Origin of the sequence: Xanthomonas sp. SHU 308 (assembly GCF_000364645.1) — a bacterium.
GTDB lineage: Bacteria > Pseudomonadota > Gammaproteobacteria > Xanthomonadales > Xanthomonadaceae > Xanthomonas_A > Xanthomonas_A sontii.
Genome location: NZ_AQOK01000251.1, coordinates 1 through 4,796 on the forward strand (window position 1 = coordinate 1; position 4,796 = coordinate 4,796).

A 4,796-nucleotide genomic window follows, 5' to 3' on the forward strand; every position below is an offset into this window, starting at 1 on the left:
CGCGAGCGCCCCGCGGCCAGCCGCGCCACCAGCAGGAAGCTGGCGCCGGGGCTGATCGCCCCCAGCGTCAGCACCCCGGCGATCGCCAGCAGGCTGGCGCCGGTCACCCCAGCGCCTGCGCGTGCACCCCGGCCACCGCGCGGCCGGAGGGATCGGCCATCGTCGCGAAGCTGGCATCCCAGGCGATCGCCGCCGGCGAGGAGCAGGCGATCGACTTGCCGCCGGGCACGGTCTCGGCCGCGGCCGGGGTCGGGAACACGCGCTCGAACAGGCTGCGGTAGTAATAGGCTTCCTTGGTCTGCGGCGGGTTCACCGGGAAGCGCTTGTCGGCCGCGGCCAGTTCGCGGTCGCTGACCTGGGCCTCGGCATGCGCCTTCAGCCCATCGATCCAGCCGTAGCCGACGCCGTCGCTGAACTGCTCCTTCTGCCGCCACAGGATCGACTCGGGCAGATAGCCCTCGAAGGCTTCGCGCAGCACCGCCTTCTCGATGCGCTTGCTGCCGTCGGCGCGGGTGCCGGCCATCTTGTACTGGGCATCCATGCGCATGGCCACGTCCAGGAACTCCACGTCCAGGAACGGCACGCGCGGCTCCACGCCCCAGGCCATCATCGACTTGTTGGCGCGCAGGCAATCGTAGTTGTACAGCGCGTCGAGCTTGCGGATCAGTTCTTCGTGGAATTCGCGCGCGTTCGGCGCCTTGTGGAAGTACAGGTAGCCGCCGAAGATCTCGTCGCTGCCTTCGCCGGAGAGCACCATCTTCACCCCCATCGCCTTGATCCGCCGCGCCAGCAGGAACATCGGCGTGGAGGCGCGGATGGTGGTGACGTCGTAGGTCTCGATGTGCCGGATCACCTCCGGCAACGCGTCCAGGCCCTCCTCGAAGGTGTACTCGAAGCCGTGGTGCACCGTGCCCAGCGCCTCGGCGGCGATCGCCGCGGCGGCCAGATCCGGCGAGCCCTTCAGGCCGATCGCGAACGAGTGCAGGCGCGGCCACCAGGCCTCGGCCTCGTCGTTCTCCTCGATGCGCTTGCGTGCGAAGCGCGCCGCCACCGCCGCGACCAGCGACGAATCCAGTCCACCGGAGAGCAGCACGCCGTACGGCACGTCGGTCATCAGCTGGCGATGCACGGCGCGCTCGAACGCCTCGCGCAGTTCCTGCTTGCTCACCTCCACGCCCTGCACCGCCGCGTAGTCGCGCCACGGCTTGCGGTAGTACTGCACCAATTCGCCGCTGGCGCTGTCGTAGTAGTGCCCCGGCGGGAACTGGGCGACGTCGGCGCAACTGTCGGCCAGCGACTTCATCTCCGACGCCACCCGCAGCCGCCCCTGCGCATCATGGCCCCAGTACAGCGGGCACACGCCCATCGGATCGCGCGCGATCAGCACGCGCCCGGCGGCCTTGTCCCACAGCGCGAAAGCGAAGATGCCGTTGAGGCGGTTCAGCAGCGCGTCCGGTGTGGTTTCGCGGTACAGCGCGTTGATCACCTCGCAGTCCGAGCCGGTCTGGAAGGCGTATGGCTGCACCAGCTGCTTCTTCAGTTCGCGATGGTTGTAGATCTCGCCGTTGACCGCCAGCGCCAGCTGCCCATCGTCGGAAAGCAGCGGCTGCGAACCGCCGGCCGGGTCGACGATGGCCAGGCGCTCGTGGACCAGGATCGCGCCGTCGTCGACATACACGCCGCTCCAGTCCGGGCCGCGGTGGCGCTGCCGCTGTGAGCAGTCCAGCGCCTGCCGCCGCAGCGCCTGCAGGTCGTCGCCCGGTTGCAGGCCGAAGATGCCGAAGATCGAACACATGGGAAAGCTCCTGATCGTGGGGTGGTGGTTGCGGAGGGGAACACCCAGGCACAAAAAAAACCCGCATCGGCCGATGCGGGTTTTCTGGTGGCTGGGCGTGGTGTCTCTGGTAGCGCCTAGTCGCAGACCCGCATCGGCCGCGCACGATTATTCGCCAGCGCATTATTGCGGCCGTTGGCGTTGCTCGAGCGGAGGGCGGACAGCGAAGTCATGGAACGACCGTAACCCGGCACGCGAGCCGGCGCAACTGTTACCGCAGCAACCGTTCGATCAGGCGCAGGTACAGATCCGGCAACGCCTCCAGGTCGGCCACGCGCACGTGCTCGTCGACCTGGTGGATGCTGGCGTTGACCGGGCCGACTTCGATGCACTGCGCGCCCAGCGGCGCGATGAAGCGTGCATCGGAGGTGCCGCCGCCGGTGCTCTCCTCCGGCGGCGCGCCGGCGACCTCGCCCAGCACCTCGCGCGCCACCCGGCGCAGCGTGCCTTCCGGGGTGTAGAACGGCTCGCCGCTGCGGTGCCAGCGCAGGTCGTAGTCCAGCCCATGGCGATCGAGCAGCGCGGCGATCTCCGCTTCCAGCCGCGGCGCATCCCAGTGCGGGGTATAGCGCAGGTTGAAGGCGACCTGCAGTTCGCCGGGGATCACGTTGTTGGCGCCGGTACCGGCATGGATGTTGGAGAGTTGCAGGCTGGTCGGCGGGAAGCTTTCGTAGCCATCGTCCCAGTGCCGCGCCACGAGCTCGGCCAGTGCCGGCGCGGCCAGGTGGATCGGGTTGCGCGCCTTGTGCGGATAGGCCACGTGCCCCTGCACGCCGCGCACGCGCAGCGCACCGGAGAGGCTGCCGCGACGGCCGACCCGCAGCAGATCGCCGAGCCGCTCGGTGGACGAGGGTTCGCCGGTGATGCACCAGTCGATGCGCTCGTCACGCTCGGCGAACAGCCGCGCCACATGGCGCACGCCGTCGATCGCATCGCCTTCCTCGTCGCTGGTCAGCAGCAGCGCCAGCGTGCCCGGGTGCTGCGGCTGCGCGGCCACGAACCGCTCCGCGGCGACCACGAAGGCGGCCACGCTGCCCTTCATGTCGGCGGCGCCGCGCCCGTACAGCACGCCATCGCGGACCTGCGGCGCGAACGGATCGCTGCTCCAGGCCTCGCGCGGCCCCGGCGGCACCACGTCGGTATGGCCGAGCAGCGCCAGCACCGGACCGTCGCCGCCGCGATGGGTGGCCCACAGATTGTCGACCTGGCCGCAGCGCAGCCGCTCGATGGCGAAACCGGCGCGCTGCAGCCGCTGCGCGATCAGGTCCTGGCAGCCGGCATCGTCGGGGGTGACCGACGGGCGGGCGATCAGGTCGCAGGCGAGTTCTAGGACATCGGACATGCAGGGACACCGTTGGAAAACACGAGGGAGACGCGATGCGGATCGGCGGCGGCAGCGTCGCGTGCCGACGGCGCACGTTGCGCAGTGTACGAGCGGGACTTGCGGATTCGAAGCATCGGCCGGGATCGCCGGACGGGTGCGCGGTCGCGGCGCCGGCCGTCGCTACGGCGCGATGCCGGGCCAGCGCATGCACTGCACGCGCACCGCGAAAGCTTCGTTGCCAGGCATGCGCCCGCCGTGCGTGCCGGTTTCGACGAAACCGCAGGCGCGGTAGAACGCGAGCGCCGCGGCATTGCACTCCAGCAATTCCAGCGTCAAGCCAGCCGGGCTGGCCTCCTGCACCGCGACCACCAGCGCCTGACCGACGCCGCGCCGGCGCGCGGCCGGATCCACGTACAGCCAGGCCAGTTCCTCGCCGTCGTCGGCGACGAAGCCGAGCACCTGACCCTGCGCTTCTGCGACCTGCACGCGGTAGTCGAACAGGCCTTCGCGCTCGGCCGCGATCGGCAGCGGCAGGAACGCCTCCGGCAGCCCCGCCGCCTGCAGTTCCTCCAGCCGCGCGGCATCGTGGATGGCGCACAGGCGCGCCCAGTCGTCGGCCCGGTACGGGCGGATATTCACGCCACCCCGAACCGCTGCTTGAAGCCGTTGTCGGAGAAACCCTGGCTGAGCTTGCCGTCGTCGGTCACCACCACCGGGCGGCGGATCAGTTGCGGATATTCGCGCAGCAGCAGCTTCCACTCGGCATCGGAGCCGGGTGTCTTCTTGTTGTCGGGCAACTGCCGCCAGGTGGTGGAGGACTTGTTGACCAGCGCGTCGAACCCACCGGCCTGGCCGGCCCAGTCCAGCAGGGTCTCCGGGGTCGGCTTGTGCTCGCGGTAATCGACGAAGGTGTAGGCCACGCCGAAGCGGTCCAGCCACTTGGTCGCCTTCTTGCAGGTGTCGCAGTTCTTCAATCCGTACAACGTCGTCATCGAAACATCCCTTCAAGCGAATGAAGCCGCTCTCCCACCGGGAGCGGGGTTGGGGTGAGGGTCGGTCGGCCCAGAACCGATCGCACTCCAAAGCACCGCGCACCGCCTTTCGGCGGGCGATGCCATCAGGAGACGAACCGGGCATGCCGTCATCGACAGGCAGCAGCGCGCGTGATCTTACCCGCCGCGCGCGCCATCGGCCTCCCACGCGCAAGAAGACGCCGCCAGGCCTCACTGCGCCGGCACTTCCTGGAGCTTGGCCGAGTCGATCCGCCAGCGCAGTTGCGCCGCCGAGGCGCCGTCCACACCGTTGACCCGGCGCAGGACGTAGTCGCCGCGGAAGCGTTGCCGCCTGCCGTCGGCCAGCGTCGCCTCCACGGTGACCGGTACCGGCTGGTACACCGAGCCGGCGGCGCCATCGCTGGCGCCCAGCGCGCCGATCGTCGCCTTCACCGCACGCGTCTGCGCGAAGCCGGCCTTGAAGGCCGCGTAGGACTGCCCCGGGCGCCCGTCCTCGCCCCACTGCTGCCAGGCCGTGGCGTAGTCGCGCGCATTGATCGCCGCGTAATAGCGCCGCACCACGTCGGCCGCGGCCTGCGGGCTGTCGGCGGCCGGGCCGCACCCGGCGGTGGCCGGCCCGTCGCGG

The 4,796-nt window shown here is 70.1% G+C and carries 5 protein-coding genes; all 5 read right to left on the bottom strand.

The window, feature by feature from the left end; translation table 11 throughout:
- Window positions 1–103: 103 nt before the first annotated feature.
- Window positions 104–1,795 carry an asparagine synthase B gene (asnB, locus tag D588_RS0109440; protein WP_017915799.1) on the bottom strand — a complete coding sequence of 564 codons (1,692 nt, stop codon included), beginning with the start codon at window positions 1,793–1,795 and terminating at the stop codon, window positions 104–106.
- A 250-nt stretch (window positions 1,796–2,045) separates the two neighbouring features.
- Complete coding sequence (dapE, locus tag D588_RS0109445) at window positions 2,046–3,176, bottom strand: succinyl-diaminopimelate desuccinylase (protein WP_017915800.1); 1,131 nt, start codon at window positions 3,174–3,176, stop codon at window positions 2,046–2,048.
- A 162-nt stretch (window positions 3,177–3,338) separates the two neighbouring features.
- Complete coding sequence (locus tag D588_RS0109450; RefSeq protein ID WP_017915801.1) at window positions 3,339–3,797, bottom strand: GNAT family N-acetyltransferase; 459 nt, start codon at window positions 3,795–3,797, stop codon at window positions 3,339–3,341.
- Window positions 3,794–4,150: an arsenate reductase gene (locus D588_RS0109455; RefSeq protein WP_017912256.1), complete on the bottom strand. Its 357-nt coding sequence runs from the start codon at window positions 4,148–4,150 to the stop codon at window positions 3,794–3,796. Before D588_RS0109455 ends, D588_RS0109450 begins: the two co-directional genes overlap by 4 nt.
- Window positions 4,151–4,381: 231 nt before the next feature.
- A partial coding sequence (locus D588_RS0109460) for a hypothetical protein (RefSeq protein WP_017915802.1) occupies window positions 4,382–4,796 on the bottom strand: 415 nt, incomplete at its 5' end.

Excerpts from the sequence above, each read along its gene's own strand:
- dapE (WP_017915800.1), bottom strand. The coding sequence starts at position 3,176 with ATGTCCGATGTCCTAGAACTCGCCTGCGACCTGATCGCCCGCCCGTCG.
- D588_RS0109455 (WP_017912256.1), bottom strand. The coding sequence starts at position 4,150 with ATGACGACGTTGTACGGATTGAAGAACTGCGACACCTGCAAGAAGGCG.
- asnB (WP_017915799.1), bottom strand. The coding sequence starts at position 1,795 with ATGTGTTCGATCTTCGGCATCTTCGGCCTGCAACCGGGCGACGACCTG.